Annotated in this window: 13 protein-coding genes; 7 read left to right on the forward strand and 6 right to left on the reverse strand. The window is 42.8% G+C overall.

Annotated features, from left to right (window positions below):
- Nucleotides 1-94: 94 nt before the first annotated feature.
- Together NIES592_RS21625 and NIES592_RS21630 are read right to left on the reverse strand one after the other, a co-directional pair.
- Nucleotides 95-1,282: a glycosyltransferase family 4 protein gene (locus tag NIES592_RS21625; protein WP_062247815.1), complete on the reverse strand. Its 1,188-nt coding sequence runs from the start codon at nucleotides 1,280-1,282 to the stop codon at nucleotides 95-97.
- 161 nt (nucleotides 1,283-1,443) lie between these two features.
- A complete protein-coding gene (locus NIES592_RS21630) occupies nucleotides 1,444-3,078 on the reverse strand; it encodes a DUF2079 domain-containing protein (protein WP_073556851.1) in 1,635 nt (544 codons plus the stop codon).
- A gap of 190 nt (nucleotides 3,079-3,268) precedes the next feature.
- On the opposite strand from NIES592_RS21630, the gene NIES592_RS21635 reads away from it, so the two are divergent.
- A complete protein-coding gene (locus tag NIES592_RS21635) occupies nucleotides 3,269-4,663 on the forward strand; it encodes a TldD/PmbA family protein (protein WP_062247813.1) in 1,395 nt (464 codons plus the stop codon).
- A gap of 202 nt (nucleotides 4,664-4,865) precedes the next feature.
- Nucleotides 4,866-6,674, forward strand: coding sequence for an alpha/beta hydrolase (locus tag NIES592_RS21640; protein ID WP_073556852.1), 1,809 nt, complete (start codon nucleotides 4,866-4,868; stop codon nucleotides 6,672-6,674).
- Nucleotides 6,675-6,828: 154 nt separating this feature from the next.
- Here NIES592_RS21640 and NIES592_RS21645 read toward each other — a convergent pair whose 3' ends face one another.
- On the reverse strand, nucleotides 6,829-8,487 hold the full coding sequence (locus NIES592_RS21645; RefSeq protein WP_073556853.1) for an alpha-amylase family glycosyl hydrolase: 1,659 nt from the start codon (nucleotides 8,485-8,487) through the stop codon (nucleotides 6,829-6,831).
- Between the two features lie 359 nt (nucleotides 8,488-8,846).
- Here NIES592_RS21645 and lpdA point away from each other — a divergent pair, with 359 nt between their 5' ends.
- From lpdA to NIES592_RS21660, 3 genes are all read left to right on the forward strand, one after another.
- On the forward strand, nucleotides 8,847-10,277 hold the full coding sequence (lpdA, locus tag NIES592_RS21650) for a dihydrolipoyl dehydrogenase (RefSeq protein WP_073556854.1): 1,431 nt from the start codon (nucleotides 8,847-8,849) through the stop codon (nucleotides 10,275-10,277).
- Nucleotides 10,278-10,367: 90 nt separating this feature from the next.
- Nucleotides 10,368-11,255 carry an indole-3-glycerol phosphate synthase TrpC gene (trpC, locus tag NIES592_RS21655; RefSeq protein WP_009457309.1) on the forward strand — a complete coding sequence of 296 codons (888 nt, stop codon included), beginning with the start codon at nucleotides 10,368-10,370 and terminating at the stop codon, nucleotides 11,253-11,255.
- Between the two features lie 195 nt (nucleotides 11,256-11,450).
- Nucleotides 11,451-11,702, forward strand: a complete 252-nt coding sequence (locus NIES592_RS21660; RefSeq protein ID WP_009457308.1) for a DUF5340 domain-containing protein — start codon at nucleotides 11,451-11,453, stop codon at nucleotides 11,700-11,702.
- Between the two features lie 107 nt (nucleotides 11,703-11,809).
- Here NIES592_RS21660 and NIES592_RS21665 read toward each other — a convergent pair whose 3' ends face one another.
- From NIES592_RS21665 to NIES592_RS21675, 3 genes are all read right to left on the reverse strand, one after another.
- Complete coding sequence (locus tag NIES592_RS21665; RefSeq protein ID WP_073556855.1) at nucleotides 11,810-14,008, reverse strand: HlyD family efflux transporter periplasmic adaptor subunit; 2,199 nt, start codon at nucleotides 14,006-14,008, stop codon at nucleotides 11,810-11,812.
- Nucleotides 14,009-14,197: 189 nt separating this feature from the next.
- Nucleotides 14,198-17,137, reverse strand: a complete 2,940-nt coding sequence (locus NIES592_RS21670) for a peptidase domain-containing ABC transporter (protein ID WP_073556856.1) — start codon at nucleotides 17,135-17,137, stop codon at nucleotides 14,198-14,200.
- 288 nt (nucleotides 17,138-17,425) lie between these two features.
- Nucleotides 17,426-18,178, reverse strand: a complete 753-nt coding sequence (locus NIES592_RS21675) for a peptidylprolyl isomerase (protein ID WP_073556857.1) — start codon at nucleotides 18,176-18,178, stop codon at nucleotides 17,426-17,428.
- Nucleotides 18,179-19,002: 824 nt separating this feature from the next.
- Here NIES592_RS21675 and NIES592_RS21680 point away from each other — a divergent pair.
- On the forward strand, nucleotides 19,003-20,895 hold the full coding sequence (locus NIES592_RS21680; protein WP_073556858.1) for a choice-of-anchor Q domain-containing protein: 1,893 nt from the start codon (nucleotides 19,003-19,005) through the stop codon (nucleotides 20,893-20,895).
- A gap of 84 nt (nucleotides 20,896-20,979) precedes the next feature.
- Nucleotides 20,980-23,004, forward strand: a complete 2,025-nt coding sequence (locus NIES592_RS21685; RefSeq protein WP_073556859.1) for a type I secretion C-terminal target domain-containing protein — start codon at nucleotides 20,980-20,982, stop codon at nucleotides 23,002-23,004.
- The last annotated feature ends 75 nt before the right edge of the window (nucleotides 23,005-23,079 follow it).

The raw sequence follows: 23,079 nt of genomic DNA on the forward strand, positions 1-23,079 counted from the left end.
CAAGGTTTATGAAGCTGTACTTAGTGTCTTAGTGTCTTAGTGTTTCAAAAATAATCTTTTTCACCACAAAGACACAAAGACACCAAGAATTTTCTTACCACACTACGAGCGATCGCTCATGCACCACTCGCTGATATACTTCTTCTGTTTGCTTGCCTAATTTCGGCCAGCTAAAGCGTCGTTCCAAATCTTCGTAAGCGTTATCAATTAGCCATTGGCGATAACCGGGATTTTTTAGAACTTCCAAAATTCCCCATGCTAAAGAATCAGGGTTATTGGTATAGGTGACAATGCCTGTTTTTGTATGCTGCACTACTTCTGGAAAACCGCCTGTATCAGATACTACTACTGGTACACGAGAAGCAAAGCTTTCTAAGGCAACGATTCCAAAGGGTTCATAAAGGCTGGGAAAAACAGCACAGTCGGCAATGGTTTGAAATTTATCTAAGTACTCATCAGAAATAAAGCCGGTAAAATAGCATTTATGCCAAATCCCCATATCCCAAGCTTGTTTTTTGAGATGATCAGTGTTGCCACCACCGATAATCACAAACTTAACGTAACCCCCCATTTCTTGCAGTACTTTAGGAGCAGCGGCTAAGAGCAAAGATACACCTTTTTCGTAGGTCATGCGACCGACATAGTAAACAATTTTTTCGCCGTCTTCAGCAAATTGGCGACGAAAGTCTTGGGCGTGAAAGTCTTCGTGATGGCGTTTTTTTTCTGGACGAATACCGTTATAAATAACGTCAATTTTATCCCAAGGACTATGTAAGGCTCGTTCTACTTCTCGACGCATGTAGTCGGTGCAGACAATAATTCGCCAAGCGTTGTAGGCTAATAGTTCTTCTTTACCACTGATATAACGTTGGGTATCTGTGTAAATACCGTTGTAGCGTCCGTATTCAGTAGCGTGGATTGTTGCAATTAGGGGAATTTTAAAGGTATGCTTGAGAGCGATCGCCGCATCTGCAACTAACCAATCATGAGCATGGATGAGATCAAAGGGGCCTTCTTCCGCGATCAATTTTCCCCCATGGCTGCCCATGCTTTCATTCATGTTTACTACCCAATGGAAAAAGTCGTTACCACTAGCCACAGGAATGCGATGCACACGCACTCCGTCCACGACTTCAAACATGGGTGCATGACCAAATTCAGGCGTAATTAGATGAACTTCATGCCCTAAATTGGCGATTTCTGGGTACAGTTCTGAGACATGGCGCGCAATTCCTCCAACAATACGGGGCGGAAATTCCCAACTCAGTACTAATATTTTCATTTGATGCAATCCCCCAAGCCTTTAGATTTATCTAAAATTTGTCATTGGTTATGTGGTTAGTGGTTAGTGGTTAGTGGTTAGTGGTTAGTGGTTAGTGGTTAGTGGTTAGTTGTTATTCCTCTACTCCCCATCACCCAATCACCCCATCACCCTTGTCCTCCTTATCCCCGATCTCCTTCTGCTAACTCTTGCCGGAATTGTAACCAAGCTGCTTTTGCTTGTGTGTCCGAACTGGCAGCTTTTTTTAATAAAATGACGCCATCTTCAAAGCCTATGATTCCATATTCGCCATTATTTATGAGCTGGTCAATCAGTGGGGTTAAATCTTTTAATAAACTGCGATCGCTTTTAAATGCAACTTGATATTTTTGTAATTGCCAAAGATCAGCGATCGCGTAATCTACTTTAATTACTTTTTGGGCATCATTACGCAGTTCCAAGGCAGGTAAACGCAAGATTTCCCGGCGGCTAGAAAGATGGGGAACTATGTAGGTAGTTGCAGATACACTCGCATCTGGGGGAATTTGTGCCAGCAGGGGGCGCATCTGACTTACATGTTGCCATTGTTGTGGCAATGAGACATATACTAGTGGTTTGACTGAATCTGGAATGACAAAATAAAAAGTGCGATTGGGATTAGATGTAAAGGTAAAAAATAGAGACAGACAAATACAACCTATCCACAAACGGCGAAATGCAGGTTTAAATTTTTGTTGACGCTGCGACCACCAGAGAATAGACCCGTAAAATAATCCTGGGACGACGGTTAAAGCGTAACGGATGGTAATAGATAAAACAGATTCTCCTTTGCCTAGTAATAATTTCAATAGGGGAAAACTAGCGATCATCCAAGAACCAGGGGCTACAGCAGGTACAAATGCTAAGGGCAACCACTGTCCTAATAAGTATTTAATAGTTCTATCTAGTGGTGTAAATAACTCTACTAATAAACGCAGCGGATTGCTAATCATCCCCCAAATAATTTCTATGGTGGAAGCTTCCTCACCATCGGCATATTGTCCAAATCGTTCCAACATAAACCGTTGCGAAATATCTTTAGAAAACAACGGCATGATCAAATTAGTTAATACTAATATGTAACCAAAACTGAGGATACATACAGCAACGCCAGCGCGGGGAAAGCGTTTACTCAAAATCATGTAAACTCCAACCCCAAATAATCCTATACCTGCATCTTCCCGTACAGCTAAAATCAAAACTGCCAGCAACCAAAATAACCACCACCAGCGTTTTTCCATTGCTAGCAGCAGGGTAAATACAAACAAGGGAATCTGGCAAATGTCGTGAAAGTTACTCAGAGTCGGCCCGATCACCGCGTTAGCACCGTAAAAGCTGGCGGTAATCATGACTGCTAGTGGTGGTTGGAGATATTGCCTAGCCAGTACGTACAACACCAAACCCGCCGCCGTGATTAGTATAACTTGCAAAACAGTTAAAGTGGCAGGAGAGGGAAATAAGGCATAGATGGGTAGCCACAGCAATAACGCCGGCGTAAAGTGTTGTCCGAGTCGATGATAATATACTGTGGGAACTTCGCCAGCGTGAACTACATTAGTCGAAAGACTAGAAGAAAGAGAACTTTGAAAAAAACGACCATGCAGGTTATTCCAAAAAACTTGGTTAAAAATGCCTTGGTCAAAGGAAGCGTAAAAGGTATAGTAGCGGTGCAGGGTAAATAACAAACACAGGAAAAAAAAGATTCCTGCCAACAGCAAGACTGTCTTGCTGGCATTACCTGCCTTTAACTTAAATATTTTTGGCAGCTTTGCTTGCATTTTTGACAACATCAACGATAAAGGCTTCCCGTACACTCTATGGCGATCGCATTAAAAAAGAATACAAGATAAAGGATCAAAAAACACACTTTATATTTCACGTTTCATTCTAGAAGTTTCACGCTTTATTCTTGAAGTTTCAGCCTTTATTAGAGAATATAAACAAGTCCTCATTGTTCCTATCTGCCAAATGCCTACCTTGCTTGTGGATGTGCAAAATTTGCTTTCTGACTTACTGAAGCGTTATGCATCTAAGGTGGATTATTTAATGATTCGCCTAGAAGAAGCTGAAGGTACAGATATACTGTTGCGTGGCGACAAAGTAGAAACTCTCAGCGAGGCTATTTCTATCGGTGGACATATTCGTGCTACTTATAGGGGCGGATGGGGGTTCAGCAGTTTTAACCGCTTGACATCAATTGCTGAACGCATCGAAGAAGCAATTGCTGCTGCGAGGATGGTTGGTGATGAAGAAACTATACTTGCTCCCATTGAACCAGTACAAGCAGTTTGTCAATTACCCTTGACAGGTACTGATCCCCGGCTTGTTTCTTTAACTCGTAAAAAAGAATTATGCGATCGCTATTGTGATCTCCTCAAAAGTGTAGACCATCGCATCAGCACCACATCTGTACGCTACAGTGACACCAGTCAAAGAGTAATTGTTGCTACCAGTGAAGGCGCTTTCATTGAACAGTCTTGGGTAGATATGGAAATGCGCTTTGCTGCCACTGCAAGAGATGGTGATACTGTGCAAACTGGTAGAGAAACCACCGGTTCTCGCCAAGCTTTTGAAGATTTAATCAACCTAGATACACAAGTCAAAAGCGCTGCCGAAAGGGCAGTAGCAGCTTTAACTTTACCATCAGTCAAAGGTGATACCTACACCGTAGTTATTGATCCGATTCTTACTGGTTTATTTGTTCACGAAGCCTTTGGACATCTATCAGAAGCAGATATGGCTTACGAAAACCCAGATTTGTTAGAGGTAATGACCTTTGGACGCAGGTTTGGCCCGGAAGAATTACAAATTTTTGATGGTGCAGCCCTAACTGGACATCGTGGTAGTTATTTTTACGATGATGAAGGCACACCTGCAACAATTACGCAGTTAATTCAAGATGGGATTTTGGTAGGAAGATTGCATTCCCGTGAAACCGCAGGTAAGTTAGGAGAAACAGCAACAGGCAACGCTAGGTGTTTAAATTATCACTATGCCCCCATTGTCCGCATGACCAATACATGGATAGAAAGAGGTAAAACACCTGTGGCTGATTTATTCAGTGGTATTAAACAAGGAGTTTATGCGCGTAACTGGTTGGGTGGAATGACCAATGGGGAAATGTTCACCTTCAGCGCTGGGGAAGCTTGGATGATTAGAAATGGGAAAATAGCTGAACCAGTCAAAGATGTAACTCTCTCAGGAAACGTGTTTCAAACCCTGGCAGATATAGAAGCAATTGGTGACGACTTTTACTGGGACGAGTCTGGTGGTTGTGGTAAAGACGCACAAAATGGTTTAGCTGTAGGTTGTGGCGGGCCAAGTCTGCGGATACGTGATGTGGTTGTTGGGGGAGAGGCGTGAGTGATGGGGATTGGGGATTGGGAACAAGGGAAGGAGGAGTGTGGGGAGTGTGGGGAGTGTGGGGAGTGTGAGGAGTGTGGGGAGTGTGAGGAGTGTGGGGAGTGTGGGGAGTGTGGGAGGGTGGGGAGAATAAATACTTATGCCCAATGACCAATCACCAATCACCAATGACAAATGACAAATGACAAATCACCAATGACAAATGACACAAGCCAGAGGCATACGAGCATTCCTAATCCAAAATCGAAAATCTAAAATCCAAAATCGTATTGGGTGGTTCTCAGGTGCCTTTCTTATTACCACCTGTCTCATACCTACGATCATTCCCCGCCCTGTCTTGGGTGCAGAACGGTTAACCCTGTCCTACGGTCTGTTGGAGCGTTCTGTATCAGTTCAATCTCTAGAAGATTACGCCAGAACAGGCAAAATTGATGATGAATTGGCTGCTTATTTTCAATATACACCCAAAGAGCGACTAGAGCAAATCAAACAGGTATTACTAACTCCTATTCCCTTAAATGCGGTACAAGTTTCCCAGTTTCTCTACACACCAATCGGGGAAAGATTGCTAGAGAATTTGGCAACAGTGATTGAGGGTGAAACTCGGGCTACTGGTTTATACGGAATTCGTGCAGCATTAATTTTAGCTGCGGCTGAACCGGAAGGCTTGACTTTATTAAATGTACTACGCAAGTTTCCCTCAAGTCGGCTTTCAATTAATTTAGCCCGCGCCCTACAGCTAGCCAACTTAGCCCAGAGTTTTCTCAACCAGACTCAACAAGCGATCGCCCTGATTCAAAAAGAAGCTAACCAAGAAGCAACCACTGCTTCACCAGAAAGTATTAGTAACACTATAAATTTATTGCAACCAGGATCTTATCAATGGCAAAAGCAAACCATTAACCTCAATGATCAGTCTCGCGATCGTATCTATCCTGCCGATATTTATTTACCACAAGTTTCTCAGCCTAGACCAGTTATTGTCATCTCCCACGGACTTGGTTGTGATCGAACTAGTTTTGTTTACTTAGCTGAATATTTGGCTTCCTATGGGTTTGTTGTGGCGGTTCCTGAACATCCTGGTAGCAACGCTCAGCAGTTACAAGCATTACTATCAGGTAGAGCAGCTAATATTACAAGTCCCAGGGAGTTTATTGATCGACCTTTGGATGTAAGATACCTTTTAGATGAACTTGCTCGCCGCTCACGGTCTGAACCAGCTTTCCGAGGACGGTTCAATTTGGAACAGGTAGGCGTAATTGGTCAATCCTTTGGAGGTTACACAGCTTTAGCATTAGCAGGCGCACCAATTAACTTTTCCCAAATCCAACAAAGCTGTCCACCCCCACAAGATACCCTCAATGTTTCGCTTTTGCTCCAGTGTTTGACTGCGGAATTATCCTTACCTGAGGAGTATGACCTATCTGATTCACGCATCAAAGCAGCGATCGCTATTAACCCAATTAATAGCATTGTTCTCGGAAAAGATAGCCTCAGTCAAATCAAAATTCCGGTCATGATTGTCAGCAGCAGTAATGATACAGCTGCCCCAGCTTTGCCAGAACAAATTCAACCTTTTACTTGGTTAACAACTACTAATAAGTATTTAGCATTAATTAGTGGCGGTACGCACTTTTCGACAATCGCAGAATCACCAAACTCTGTCATCCCTGTTCCCGAACAAGTGATCGGCCCAAATCCGGCTTTAGCACAACGCTATGTTAAATTTTTAAGCCTGCCCTTTTTCCAAAGCTATGTAGCTAACCAACCAAGTTACCTGACTTATTTAAATGCAGATTACATTAACAGAATTAGTCAACAACCATTGCCACTGTCATTAGTGCGATCGCTTAATTTGAAAACTGATAATACTTCCCTATTAAAAGTTACGGCTGATATAGAGATGGAAGAAACATTGCGTTCGGTAAAAAATAGTTTTTTTGAGAAATCGACTACTCTGTTGGAAAGCTTTGAGGTTCCCTGCGGGACGCTGCTTTGTAGACGCCCGTAGGGCGGCTTCAAGAAAGAGTACGCCCCAAGCCCTAGCTCAAACTTTCCGCCAATGCACACTAGATCCTGGCAAAAATATTTTTACCCCACCCTAACCCTAAGCAAAATCTGGGAGGGGAATAGAGGGGGGTTAATTTGACTTTTGCAAGAGGTCTTTAGTGCCAAACAAACACCTTGGCTTCGTAAGGGCCAATATCAATCATGATGCCATCATCGCCAGCTTCAACATCATAATTTCCTGTCCATTCGTGCCATGTACCACCATTAGGGAAATTAGGCACATGATAGCCAGCAAGGAAGTTTTCTGAGAAATTAGCGACAACAACCACACGGGAACCTTCATCATTCCAGCGACTATAAGCTAATACTTTTGCCTCTGGATTTTCGTGGATAAAGTCAATATTTTCTGTGTAAAGCGCATGATTTTGTTTACGCAGGTTAATTAAACCTTTATAGTACTCAAATAAACCGCGATTCAAATCATTACCTAGTAGTGTCCAATCAATTTTTGCTGATTCTGGAGTCTTAGGTTTGTACTCACCAAACTCTTCACCCATCCAAACTAAAGGTACACCAACAGCAGTCATTAAAATCGCCACACCCAATCTGATTCTTCTGAAAGCTTCCTCATCAAAAATGTTGCGATCGCCTAAATCAACCATCAAATGATTATGATCATGATTTGTCACGTAATTGACAACATTTGTAGCGCCCATGAAGCCTTGACGTTTACAGTCGATGACATCTTTGAGTCTTTCTAAATCAAAGGTTTGACCACAGATATGTTCCTTAATACAGTGGTAGAAACTATCATGCCAGCAACCATCCATCGGTCCATCAACATTAGTGATGCTGGTAGTTTCAGGAATGTGTTCAGCAACATTATAAAAAGGTTTCGCACCAGCAGTTTTTTTCGCTTCTTGTACAATCCAGTGCATGAAATCATAATTCGCAATTTGCCGCGCTGCGTCGTAGCGAATACCATCAATATGATATTCTTCAATCCAAAAACGCACTGCATCACCAATAAATCTACGAGCTGGGTAAGTCTCTAAATTTTCATCATATAATTCGTAATTAAACTCAGGTCCCCAGCTATTATCAGGGTCACGCGGAGAGTGATGATACCAATAATCGTGGTTTATCTGAGTTAATGGGCTTGATGCTTCTGAGTGATTATAAATCCCGTCCATAATGACGCGAATTCCTCTAGCATGGCACTCATCAATCAGATTTTTTAACCCAGCTGTAGAACCATAGCTAGATTCTGTGGCAAAAAAATAGCGGGGGTTGTATCCCCAGCTATGATCACCTGGATATTCTTTCACAGGCATTAACTCAATAGCGTTAATGCCCAATTCACATAGATAATCTAATTTTTCAATTACATGTTTATACTTACCACGTGCATAAGGATCATCTTCACCACCGGAAAAGTCCCCGACATGCAATTCATAAATTACTAATTCATGGTCAGCAGGTAAAGGTTTATCGTCATGCTGCCAAACGTAAGTATCAACTATTCTTTGTCCATCTTTGATATGTACGATCCCATTATCTTGACCACTTAATTCATCTATATCTACAGCATATGGATCTGTAACATCAACCCATTGGTCTTCTTCCAAAAACCAGGATTTCGACTGTACACGGAATTTATATTGGTAATCTCCATCTTCTAATTCAACTGTTGTACGGAAATCACCATCATCACCTTTTTCCATTGGAATCTCTTGCCAATCACAAAAAGAACCAATTAAAGCTGCTGCTTTGTTATAGGGCGCAAATAGATTAAATTCAATTGGCTTCGCCATAATTTTTTCAGTTTATTTTGATAGTGAATCTTTGCATAAATATTCTCTAATTTTCAAAAATAAAAGCCAATATTTCCCTAGAAATAAATAAATAACAATTACCTCTGTCTTCAGGAATAAGTATTGAATAAATAATCAAAATTAATTATTAATAATTAGTACAATAGTGGTTAGTAGTTGGTTGTTGATAATTTCCAATGCCCACACTCCACCCTTACGAGAAGCCTATGAGCGCGTCTACACACCCCTCACACCCCTCACACTCCCCACTCCCCCCAACAGCCTAAAATTAAATAGACTTGCACTGATTACTTTGTCAGTTTAAGAATATATAGGGCTATGCACGCGGGGAAACTAACGTGAGTCAAGGATTTGATTATGATTTAGTGATTATCGGCGCTGGAGTGGGCGGACATGGAGCTGCCTTGCACGCCGTTAATTGTGGTTTGAAGACAGCAATCATTGAAGCGGCTGATATGGGGGGAACCTGTGTCAATCGAGGCTGCATTCCTTCTAAGGCATTGTTGGCAGCCTCTGGACGTGTACGAGAACTCAGAGACGCCCATCATCTCAAAACGTTGGGGATTCAAGTCGCAGGTGTACAATTTGATCGGCAAGCGATCGCCGACCACGCTAATAATCTTGTTGCGAAAATTCAAGGAGACCTAACCAACAGCCTCAAGCGTTTGGGGGTTGATATTATTCGGGGTTGGGGCAAAATCGTCGGCGCTCAAAAAGTCAGTATAATAACAGAAAGTGGTGAAAAAACCATCACTGCTAAAGATATTATTCTTTCTCCTGGTTCAGTTCCCTTTGTCCCTCCCGGGATTGAAGTAGACGGAAAAACAGTATTTACCAGCGACCAAGGGGTAAAATTAGAATCATTACCAAATTGGGTCGCAATTATTGGTAGTGGTTACATAGGTTTGGAATTTTCTGATGTTTACTCGGCTTTGGGTTGCGAAATTACTATGATCGAGGCACTCGATCAATTAATGCCAGGATTTGATCGTGATATTGCCAAACTTGCCGAACGGGTGCTAATCACTCCCCGCGATATTGAAACCTATGTAGGAATATACGCCAAAAGAGTCATCCCGGGTTCCCCAGTGGTAATAGAATTAGCCGACTTCAAAACCAAAGAAGATGTAGATGTGCTAGAAGTCGATGCTTGTTTAGTGGCAACCGGACGGATTCCAGCTACCCAAAATCTCGGTTTAGAATCAGTAGGTGTAGAATTAGACCGCAGGAATTTTATTCCCGTCAATGACACTATGGCTGTGTTAAGTGGGGGTGAACCTGTGCCACATTTGTGGGCAATTGGCGATGCCACTGGCAAAATGATGCTAGCCCATGCTGCCTCTGCTCAGGGTATTGTGGCAGTAGAAAATATCTGTGGTAGACACAAAGAAATAGACTATCTTAGTATCCCCGCAGCAGCTTTTACTCACCCCGAAGTGAGCTATGTCGGGATGACAGAAGTACAAGCCAAGGAAAAAGCTACAGCCGGAGGTTTTGAAATCGGAGTGGCAAAGAGTTACTTCAAAGGTAATTCCAAAGCCTTGGCAGAAGGCGAAGCCGATGGTATGGCAAAAGTAATTTATCGTAAAGACAGTGGTGAAGTTTTAGGAGTCCATATTTTTGGAATGCACGCCTCCGACCTCATCCACGAAGCTTCAGCCGCGATCGCCAACCGTCAATCTGTCCACGCCCTTGCCTATTTGGTTCACGCCCACCCCACACTCTCAGAAGTGCTAGACGAAGCTTATAAACGCGCAGTCGCCCTCTAAATGCTGAATGATGAATGATGATGAATTATCAAACCTTCATCACTCATCATTCATAATTCATAATTCATAATTCATAATTCATAATTTCCCATGCAAATCCGTCGCCGTCCACCAAATCCAACTGTTGCAGTGTCTAATTTAAGATATCAGGTTGCCACTCCTGATGCTGAACCAAGAAACATCCTCGAAAAAATTGTTTGGCAAAAAGAAGAAGAAGTAGACCAAATGCGGGAAAAGCAACCCTTACAGGAGTTGCAAAAGCAAGCTTTAACTGCACCGGCTACCCGTGATTTTGTGGCGGCGCTGCGAGATGGAAAGACTAAACCAGCTTTAATTGCTGAAGTCAAAAAAGCTTCTCCCAGCAAAGGTGTGATCAGAGAAGATTTTGATCCAGTGGCGATCGCTTTGCAATATCAACAAGGCGGCGCTAGTTGCATTTCTGTATTAACAGATGAAAAATTCTTTCAAGGTAGCTTTGATAATTTAGCTAAAATCCGCACTGCTGTGGATTTACCGTTGCTGTGTAAGGAATTTATTATCTATCCCTATCAAATGTATCTAGCCCGCGTTCTTGGTGCAGATGCAGTTTTGCTGATTGCAGCTATCCTCAGCGATCAGGATTTACAATACTTTGTTAAAATTGCCAATACTCTCAAAATGGCAGCATTAATTGAAGTCCACACTTTAGCAGAACTTGACCGTGTGTTAGCTATAGATGGTGTTTCTTTAGTAGGTATTAATAATCGTAACCTCGAAGATTTTTCTGTTGATTTACAAACCACTTGTGAGCTTTTATCAGCAAGAGGTAAAAATTTGCAGGAACGGAACATTATTGTTGTGAGTGAGTCAGGACTACATACACCTGATGACCTGCATGTGGTAAAAAAAGCAGGCGCTTCTGCTGTCCTGATTGGTGAATCATTAGTTAAACAACCAGATCCAGAATTAGCGATTGCTAATCTTTTCACCAAATATTAATTACTTGAGTCAAGCCAGTATTCCAGCAAATATTTGTTGTCTAATGTATATGAACATAATTAAACGTAAAATGCTTATGCCCATAAACTAGATAGATTCAGCCTTTCTCCTTGTGCCATCTGCCTTCTACTTATGTAACAATTTACTGATTAACAAACAGTCTTGGATTGGAAATCAAAATAAAAAATAAACTTCATGGAGCAAATTCCTCTGCCTTCACCCATCCACTACGAACTTATACTGCAATTACTAGAAAGACAAACAATGTTAGCAGTAAGTAATAATCCAGAACTGCGAAATCAAGTCAATCAGCTAATTATTACTCTCCGCAAAGCTGCTGTGCAACAAAAACATCTAGAAGAAATTTGCCAAGGTTCATCAATGACTGTTGATCACCGTTGGTCACTTAATCATCTGAGTGGCGAACACGTATCTTCATTTGAATAAGCAAAAGCAACAGAGACTGCGTATGGTAGGGGAAGGTGAACCCCGACCAACGCAAACTTCATCCAGTTATACTAACTCTGTGTAAACTGAATTAGTATAACTCCAGACTAACGAGTATATTTTAGGCTCTCTATCTTGCCTAAGAATTTTTCTGTGAAAATACTCATCACAGTCCGTTTACGAACATTGATATTAGCGTTCAAAGACATGCCAGACTGGAGAGGGATTTCTTTGCCGTTAACGTTAATCGATTGTTTTGATAAGCGAATTTCAGCCGGGAAACGGTAGTATGGAGTGTTTTGATCAGGTGGTAAAGCATCAGAACCAATCCGAACTACTTCGCCTCGAATATCACTAAATTCTGTGTAGGGGAAAGAATCAATCCGCACATCAACGGGCATTCCATTTTTGACAAAGCCAATATCATTGTTGGTGATAAAAACTTGAGCAACAAGATTTTCTGGCGGCACGATTTTGAGAATGGATTCGCTGGTATTGTAGACGTAACCAGAACTACGAGGCTTAAGATCAAAAACAATTCCACTAGTTGTAGCTCGAATTTCTTGATATTTTAGGGTCGAAAGAATTTCGCTAATTTCGCCATCAATTTCTTGGATGCGTTTTTTATTTTCGACCATCACTTTGGTGAGTTGACTATCTATTTCAGCAATGCGCTTTTCGTTCTCAGCAATTTTACTGAGTAAATCTTCTTTAGATAGAGCGATCGCATTTTCTAATTTTTTTTGTGATTGTGCGATCGCCAGCCGCAAACGTTGTTCTTCTTGCACAAGGCGGTTAACTTCAGCTTTGCTAGCGTCTGCTGTTTGGCGCTTTTCTAGATAAGGTAAGCGAGCAAAGGCTCCTTTTTGCACCAAAGTGTTTAAATTATCGGCAATTTCCAAATTTGTTGCCAGACTACCCCTCGCACTCGTTAATTGGACTTGCACTTGATTTAACTGCTTGGTTAATTGTTCTACATCTAGCCGTGCTGTGGCAAGGCGAGAGTCTCTTTCTGTTTGTCTGTTAATCAAACGTTCTCGCAAGTCTGGATCAAGGTTACGTATTGCTGTCTCACCCAGCAATTCTGCACGATAAAGTTCATTTTCCCGTATCAAGGCAACACGGTTTTCTGTGAGTGATGCTAGCTCTGGTGATATCTGGAACTCTCTTGTAGTAGAATTAGCTGTTGCACTTCGCATCTGGGTACGGTAAAAATTATTTTCTCGTACTATGCTGGCTCGCACTTGTTGCAGTGAGCGTAGTTTTGCTTGGGCAACTGTGGGGTCAAAACTAACCAAAAGATCGCCTTTTTCGACTCTTTGTCCTTCCTGAACATGAATTTTGTTGATCACTCCCCCCACTGGTGCTTGAATTTCTTTCACTAAACCTTTGGGTTCGAGTTTACCTTGCACGGGAACAGATTCATCGATTTTGGCAGTACAAGCCCAAACCACTGCAAAACTGGTCACACCGACGATGCTCCAAACAATAGCATGTGACCAGACACGGGATTGTTTTAAAATGACTGGCTGATCAAAGTCATGTGTCTCACTAGGTGTATCACGAGGTATGGTAATTCCCGAACTGAAAATTGCTGTACTTCCTTGCAACAGCAATTGCCATTGACGTTGGGTTTTTGGCAGACGCTTCCAAATAAATACTAATCCCCCAGCTGTCAGCAAAAACATGAAACCACCCAAAGGCAAGAAAATAGATGTTTGGCTTGGGGCTGCTTCTAAGTAATTTACATGGTAATTGTTGTTTTGATTTGCGTTTTGATTTGTGTTTTGGCGATCGCTCTGATCTACAAAATTATCTGCTTGACTTGTGCTTGAATTTATGCTTTCTTGGCTGCTCTGAGCTACAAAACTATCTCCAGGGCCAGTTTTAGTAGTTTTAACCTTGGGTGGGGATGGTTGGAGGGAGTGCCAAGTTACAGCATCAACAACACCACCGGCAGAGTCTAATACTTTCTCTTCCTGAAATTCAATAACTGCTGCTTGGGTAAGTACACCGAATTTACCATCAATTGCACCGTGATAATGTCCCAATTTTTGCAGCTGAGTTTGCAGTTGGGAAACAGCTGCGCCTTGACTACCAAATTGCAATCTCGGTTGGTTTGATGATGAAAAACTTACTTTAGTGGCTTCCGGTTCAGTCACACAGTTATGCAAATCTGGGTTTGATGGAGTTGTTGTTTCATCTACCAGAATTTGCTCACAATGATTAGCAGGTGTTTCGGGGGTGTTAAGTGACGCTTCTGAACAGTTTGTACAAGCTAGCAGCAAAAAAGATGGATCAAGCATGGTTTTGTTTTATGTACAGGAGGTGTAGGAAGTGGGAGGTGGGGAACTCGGGGCCCCCACTCCCCCAAGGGAGTGGGGATTAGGGGCAGTGGGGAGGTGGGGAGTGGGAGGACAAGGAGGACAGGGGGGACGACTTGGGAGACAAGGGAGAAAAACTAATACCATTGACAATTGACCCTTGACAATTAACTACTCTTCTTGTCCTTGTTGTTGATAGAGACAGTAATATCGTCCTTTCATGGCCATGAGTTCGTCATGGGTTCCTTGTTCAGCGATCGCACCCCGATCCATGATGATGATGACATCGGCATTTTTGACGGTGTTCAGACGGTGGGTGATGAAGAAGACAGTGCGACCACTAAAGACTTCCATGAGGTTGCGACATACTTGTTGTTCTGATTGGTAATCTAAAGCGCTGGTGGCTTCGTCTAAAATCAGTAGTCGCGGATTTTGTAAAATTGTACGGGCGATGGCGATACGTTGCCGTTGTCCACCCGAAAGGGCAGAACCCCGTTCTCCCACGCTGGTGTTGTAGCCGTTGGGTAGTGCCATGATGAAATCATGGGCGGCGGCTGCTTTGGCAGCTGCAATAATTTCTTCGGTAGTTGCTTCTGGGCGAATGAGGGCGATGTTTTCTTGAATCGTTCCTTCAAATAATAGGGTATCCTGTAGCACCATGCCAATTTGACGGCGCAGGGAATTTAACTCTACTTTCCTAATGTCATAACCATCTATCTGAATTTGCCCTGTCAATGGTTCGTAGAGCCTGGGTAATAGTTTTGTCATTGTACTTTTACCGGAACCACTTTGGCCGACGATGCCGACGAAAGTACCAGGGGCAATATCAAGATTGATATTGAGCAGTTGCAAAGCATCGTCAGGATTGAAACCAAAGGAAACGTTTGTGTATTTGACTGCGCCTTGAATTTCCGGTAAGGGGATATTGTGGCGATCGCGTATGGGTACTTCTGGCGCAGTATCTAAGACATCACCCAGACGTTCGATGGATAATGCGACTTCTTGAAAGTTCTGTGAAAGTTGAATCAGACGTAACAAGGGACTGGTAACATAACCAGCAATGATGCGAAAGGCGATTAATTGACCAAGGGTAAGTTGATTCGAGATCACTAAATGAGCGCCTACCCACAACAATACAAAACTAGAGAATTGATTTAAAAATCCACTGATGGAGTTGGCGGTGCTGGAAGTTAGTACGTTTTTGAATCCAGCACTGATGTAGCGGGTATAGCGATCGCGCCATTGCCAACGGGATTTTAATTCAATATTCTGGGCTTTGACTGTTTGAATGCCGGTGAGTACCTCAACTAAATAAGATTGGGTATCAGCATAGCGTTCGGCTTTTTTGCGTAATTGTCGCTGCACGACGGGAACCACCAAAGTTGTCAACAGGGCAAACAATGGGACACAAGCCAGTGCAACTAGTGTCAGCACCCAACTATAAAACAGCATGACGGCGATATAAATCACCGAAAAAACCGCATCTAGAACCACTGTCAATGCTGTTCCTGTAAGGAAAGAACGAATATTCTCGAGTTCATTAATCCGCCCTGCCAATTCACCGACGCGGCGACGTTCAAAGTAACTCAACGGCAATCGCAACAGGTGTTCAATGACTTCTGAACCCAGGCGGATATCAATCCGGTTGGTGGTATCGGCAAATAAATAGGTGCGCAGACTCGTCAAGATGGCTTCAAATACTGCAATGACAAGCAAAAAAATCCCCAAAATATCCAGAGTATCGAGGCTTTTCTGCATCAAGACATTATCGATGATGATCTGGGTAATGATTGGGTTTGCCAAGCCAAATACTTGGACAAAGAACGAAGCAACTAGAACCTCAATCAATACCAAGCGGTATTTGTAGATGGAAGGTAAAAACCAACGCAGACTAAATTTTTCTGGACGTTCCTCTTCTGGTTTTTCGATAACCAAGACTTGTCCTGATTGTCCCCAGATGTTGCCAAACTCCCCCAGAGAATAATAAGAAATGCCTGTTTCTGGGGCAGCAACGACGATTTCATGTTCTGTGATTTTATACAGTAAGGCCAAGCTTTCTTGCCAGTAAATGATGGCTGGCGCACTCAAACGATTGATGACGTTAGCAGGAACTTTGACTAATTGGGCTTGCAAACCCATCATTTCGACAATAGCCCCTGCTACTTGTAGGGAAATCTGCTTGTTCGATTTGAGTTGATTTGTCAAGACTTTGCGAATTAAATCCCGGCGAAAAGAACCCCCTAAGATGCGATGTAACATCTGGAAACACGCCAAGGAAACATCAAGGAGTCCTTGTCCTGATACAAAAATGCTGTCTGGTGGTGCGATATGTGCGACAGCAGGATTCGGTGGGTATTCTGGGGCGGGGGAGATTGCCAGAGTGGAAGTATTGTCTTTGTTAGCCTTCTCGTTATTAGACTTCCAGGGAATACCAATTAAGCGAATTTCGGTGTCACTGTGCCAAATATCTGGATGGTTATTATCTATCAACAATCGACTACCAACGCTCATTCCATCGAACATACCAGCGCTGATTAGCCAGAGGTGGTCATTATTAAATTTCTGGGAATCTACTTTCCCTGGTGGCAGATTCACCACCGTTATTTGTTGCCAAAGCTGACGGACTAAGTCTTTTAAATCGGTAGCTGCATCTGCTTGTCGTTGGAGTTCCAAACTCAGGAGGTCAAAGACTTCTGTGATCTGAGGACGCGATCGCACTGCTTGGGCAAACTCTGGTTCTTTGGCCATTAATTGCAGAAATTCTTCTGCTTCCAGAGTAATAGCAATGACTTCGCTAGAAGCGATCGCTGCTTCGCAACTGACCCCACGTAATAATCCTAGCCAACCCAGGAACTCTCCTGCCTCTACCACCGTCAAACTCACCTGAGCAGCCCGACGTTGGTCGTAGCCCAATAGCCGCGCTTGTCCTTGATAAATTATCATCACTTGCGCTGGCATTCTTTCCCTCACCAACATCCACTGTCCAGTACGATATTGCAACAGTTGGCATTTCGCTGCAATTGTTTCTAAGGTGGCAGACGATAGTTTGGTGAAAGGGGGAGTGTCGGCTAAGAATTTTATGATGTCGGTTTGGGTAATAGCTGGCTTCATCTAAATTTCTCCTAGAAACTCCCACACAACAAGCGTGGTCTATCCACCAACTTTTAGGTGTCGGTGGCGCATTAGATAATGGGAAGAACATGTGCAATTTTTTTGTCTCCTTTCCTCACAACCTCACTTCACAGTTATCAGTTATCAGTGATCAGTAAAATCCTTGGGTTTTAGTCCTCTACCATACGCCTTGATAACTGCGGTTAGTACTGTTCACTGAATTTAATGTTCCAGATCTCCACGGAGTGGGCAATCTGGGTTTCCCTAAACCTGGGTAGTGTTGGTAATTTATGCTGCTACAGTTTCCATAACGTGGCTGGAAGATTGTAGGCGCGTTTGAACTTGTTTTTGTATCCAGGTTTCAAAGAGTTCATCTAATAACTGCTGCTGCATAGCGTCATTTAACTGTGCAGGCATTAATTTTTCTAGGCGAATGATGACAAACCACTCGGCTATAGCCCGTGGTTCCCAGAGTTGACCCGGTTGACTGATCGATAAAATTTGTTGAATGACTGGATGGGGTTGAGATAAGGGAACTGGCCCCAAAACTCCTCCTGTTTTTGCTTCTGGTCCTTGGGAATATTTCTCGGCGGCACTCGCAAAAGATTGTTCTCCTTCACAAATCCGAAAATACAATTCCTGGGCTAGTCCTTCGTCTTTGGTGCGAATTAGAGAATACACGACCTGATCTAGGTTGGCTTTGCGTTGCAGAAAGTAAGACTCTAATTTTCTGCCCCACATGAGAAGTTGAAATTTTTTGATCAGCACCGGACGGATTGCTAATTCTTGCATTTCTGCTTCTGTTAGCTGGTGCTGTTGCAACCATGCTTGTTGTTCCTCTGGTGAGGTGATTTGATAACGCGCCCTAAAACTGGCGATCGCTGCTTGCTTCTCTGCTTCTGTGCAATTAAAAGGCGCGATCGCCTCGTCTATGACTTTGGCGCGTAATACCTGCGGCAACAACTGATAACGATGTAGCAAAGACAATAATTGATTTGCCTGAAGTACTTCGTTACCCACTTGCAAGGTTTGTATCGTCATAATTCCGGTTCTTGCGCGATTCGTTGTTCTCAATGTTTGAAAATCTGAAATGTCTCACCAAGGGCAAGACTAGTCAGAAAGTCAATCTACAAATAGTTAATAGTTAGACCCTGTCTCTATTGATTTACATCGAGTTTTTGATTGCATCAGGAAAATTTTTAATAAGACTTTGTCAATTTTTTACCCTGACTCTCGGGAAACTTTACCAAAACATTACATTCTATACTGATTTGCAATTTTTTTGACAAAAGCTTGTTACTCTTTTTGCGGTAAAGACTTTCTTAAAAATATTTTTTTTGTAATTAAAAGTACTTGATAGAGCGATTTTTGCTTCCCTGATTGGCAGATATATTAAAAGCTAATTATGCAAAATGGCCGAATAATATCAATTTTCCGATATAAAAGGACATTCAAAATATATGTATAAATTGTATTTTTGCCGTCTTGTGACAGTTGAATGACCGTCACAAGGCAAGCGCGAGAAAAGCTACAGTAGCTTTTATTCTGAGTGAATGAACAATTTCGTAGTCACTGCTTTTTTGCTGTTGTCGCAACAATATTTTGAGGTCAAGTATCCCGCGGGAAACTGCTCTTAGGGCGTATACACCATTTCTTGTTCAAGAATTGCTGCAAGCATTGCATTAGTCACTTGTTCTTATATACGTGCGTACATACAAATGACTAATAGCAAAACAGATGAATTACTAGCTTCTCCGTACACCAGGAAAAAGCAATTAAAAGTAATTCTCACTTTAGCTGTGTTGATAAATTTCCCGTAGGTATCCCAGGGAATCTACCATTTGGCGTTCATTAAAGGGATAATCATGGCGAATACTTTAGGTACAAACCTAAGTGGAGTTTCTGACCAGTCTAGCGGATTACCATTTTTGGACCACTTCAAAACTGCTAGTGACTGGATGCCTCAAAATTCCAAAATAGGGGAAAAGCCGCAAGGAATTCAACTGGATTTAGATCAAACTGGTTGGGTCAAATCCTTACCTAATTCAGGAGTTAGTACTTGGCAGCACAAAAGCTTGGGTACAAAAGACAACGGATTAGATAGTGGCAATGGCAGTAACCTATTTTCTCAAACACAAGATAGGCAATTCCTCAATAATGATGGCATAGATAGAGATGTTCTGACTGGCATCAAAGACAATGGTATCAAGGAATTCAGCAATATACAGCCCAACTCTGATACTCAACCAGAAACTACAACTTCAGATATTCTAGGCACGAGTATCAATTTGAGCGACTCTACTCGCGAACCAGCTGTTCTAGCAGCAACTACAGACTCGAGTCAGTCTAAAAACTCCGGGAATGTCTACTACGTTTCACCCAATGGCAGCGATGATAATCCAGGTACACTTGATAAACCTTGGAAAACTGTCAACCATGCAGTGAATGAAAAATCTCCTGTTCAGTCAGGTGACACGATTCTAGTTCAACCCGGCACTTACACGGAAATCATCACCCTGGGTAAATCTGGTGATAGTAAGTTGGGTGACATCACACTCAAAGCCAATGGTGATGTTACCTTGCGCGACCCTGATCCAAAGAGTGGTTTTTTCCGGGAAGGAGTAATTCAGTCAGCTGGCAAAGGTAATTGGGTGATTGATGGCTTCCGAATTGAAAACACATCCTGGGCGGGAATTTCTTTACGTGACGCTTACAACATGACGGTGCAAAATAATCACACCTTCGAGACTGGTGCTTCTGGGATCATCGTCATGCCAGATACCTACTATGAAGGTGGGGAAGGCGAAGTGACGAGTAAAAATATCAAGGTGTTAAATAACACTGTAGAACGAGCAAGCTGGATCTGGAAGGGTAACGCTGCCAAACAAGGCAATATCAACGACGGTTTCGACCTCACAACTGGAACACAAGAATCATTGAGTATCTGGGGTGTTGATGGTTTCGAGGTGGCTCATAACACTGTTAAAGAAGGCAACCGCGAAGGTATTGATATTAAAACTGGCTCCCGCAATGGTTCTGTCCACCACAATACTGTTACTGGTCAAGCCATAGTTAGTGGTACACCCGATGGCTATAGCGGCGGTCCTGCCCTATATATTGAAGGCAACCGCGCTGACATGTTCAACATTGATGTTTACAACAATGTTGTTGCCAATAATACTGCTGGTGGACTTGTGATTACGGATGAAGTTCCCAATCAAGGAGATGTGTCTGATATCCGTGTCTACAACAACATTGTTCTTGATAACGGCAAGGATGGGGTGAATAGTGGTCAAGGAATTGGTGTCAGCAGTAATGTGAGTGATGTGGAAATTGTCAACAATACTGTTGATGGCAATGTTCAAGGTTTCTTAATCGATGGTTCTGACAACTATGGCGGTTATAAACCAAAGAACATTCTGGTTCGCAACAATATCTTTGCGAATAGCAGTTTTCGTAATGGGTTTGTTGAAGATGCTGAGAATGTCACCCTAGACCACAACTTATTTACGAATAAGTTTGAAAAAGTCTATGAAACCGGCAATGGCGTGAGTAATTTGCAAGCTGAGAACAATACGCAGACAGATTCGGTTGGATTTGCCGACTTAGAAGGCAATAATTTCAATCTCACAGCAGATTCACCAGCAATTGATGCTGGTTCCGCAGCGATCGCTGATTACGCAAAGCTGGATTACAACGGCAAACAACGCGGTCAAGGTAAGGGCGTTGATATAGGTGCTTATGAGTTCCAGTCTTAGGTAAAACCTTTGTGCTTAGGTGTTTTGGTATAGGAGTGTGGTGTGTAGGGGAAAAACCATTTGGCGTTAATCAAAGGGATAATCATGGCGAATACTTTAGGCGTAAACCTGCATGGAGTTTCTTACTGGTCTAGCCAATTACCATTTTTGGATCACTTCAAAACGGCCAGTGACTGGATGCCTCAAAATTCCAAAACAGGAGACAAGCCGCAAGGAATTCAACTGGATTTAGATGAAAATGGTTGGGTAAAATCCTTGCCGAAATCAGGCAGTGGCAATTATGATAGCGTTCAAACTCTGGTCAATCTCATCTCTCCCGCACCAGGAGTCAAAGAAAACTACCCTAGTGGTAAATATGTAGTTTTGTACGAAGGCGAGGGCAAGCTAGAGTATGGCTCGGATGCCAAGCTCGTAAAGAGTGCTTCTAAACCTGGCCGTGATGTAATTAATGTCACGCCTTCTAGTGAGGGGATATCCTTATCACTTACCGAAACAGATCCTAAAGGTACAGGAAATTATCTTCGCAACATCCGCCTTGTACCTGAAGCCGAGGAAAAAAATTACCAGAAACAGGTATTTAATCCTACCTTTGTTGAGAAAACTGACAATTACTCCACCCTCCGATTTATGGATTGGATGGGTACTAACAACTCCAAACAGAGTGATTGGCAAAATCGACCGACAGTTGACAGTTCTACTTACACCTACTTTAATAAGGGTGTGCCTGTAGAAGTAATGGTTGACTTAGCCAATCGTACTGGGGCGAATCCTTGGTTTAATATGCCCCACCAAGCTTCCGATGAATACATGGCTAACTTTGCCAAAGTTGTCAAAGAAAAGCTCAACCCCAACCTGAAGGTTTATGTAGAATATTCCAACGAAGTGTGGAATGGTGCTTTTGGTCAACATCAATGGGCGCAGGAGCAAGGGCAAAAGTTGGGTGGTGACTGGACAGACTGGCACAGTCGCCGTACAGAACAGATGGGTGATATCTGGGATAAAGCCTTTGGCAACGATAGCGATCGCGTGGTCACTGTTCTTGGCGCTCAGAATGGTAACTTACAGTTGACTGACCAACTGATGCAGAAGGTGAAGGCGTACGATCCAAATTCTACAGTAGATGCGATCGGCATTGCTCCTTACCTGGGGATATTTGTAACTCCCAACAAACAAGATTGGACACTTGCAGAATCGGAAGTAGAAAGCTGGACTAAAGAATCAGACGGAGGTTTGAACAAAGTCTTTGACTACTTGAACAAAACAGAACTACCCAAACAACTAGACAACATCAGCAAGCACTCAGAACAGGCGAAAAAATATGGTCTGGATCTAGTTGGCTATGAAGGTGGACAGCATCTGACAGGGCTTAACGGGTCAGAGAATAATCAGGCAATCACTGATTTATTTATCGAGGCTAACCGTGACCCACGTATGGGACAAGTGTATAAAGAATACCTCGAAGGTTGGGAAAAGCTAAGTGGTGATAGTGAACTTGTCGCCTACTCTGACATTGTCACACCGACTAAATGGGGGGCTTGGGGTGCTTTAGAACACGTTAATCAATCTACTTCTCCGAAATGGGAGGTGATACAAGATTTTATCAACAATGGTAGTAACTCTCAATCAGCTACTCCCGTCACACAAACTGCTAGTAACGGAAGTGATACCCTCAACAATGGTCAAAGTCAGAGCGAAGTCAAGGGGTATATGCACGATCGTGGTGTCGATATCCTCATGGGTAGTTCAAACAATGATGAACTATCAGGGGGTAAAGGCCAAGATGCTCTCAATAGCTTGGGAGAAGATGAATTAACTGGTGGTGCTGGGCGCGATCGCTTTATCTATCAGGATGTGCAAAGCCAAGGAGATACCATTACTGATTTTGACCACAATCAAGATGCGATCGACTTGCGTCAAATTATGTCTGGCCCAGCTTATAGCGGCTCAAATCAATTCTCTGACTACCTGGAACTTCAACAGGTTGGTAGTGATACAGCCGTTCGCCTAGACATCGATGGAAGTCAAAAATCCGGTGGTTTCGAGAATTTGATGATGTTGTCAAACGTTGATGCATCAAGTTTAAGCCCCAGTAACTTTGTTCTGAGTTAGTGATTTATAGGGCGCACGGTTGTGCGCCCTGACAGGGTTGCATGGCTAGTTCTATTTGGAAAAATGTGAGGATAG

This window comes from Fischerella major NIES-592 (genome assembly GCF_001904645.1).
GTDB lineage: Bacteria > Cyanobacteriota > Cyanobacteriia > Cyanobacteriales > Nostocaceae > Fischerella > Fischerella thermalis.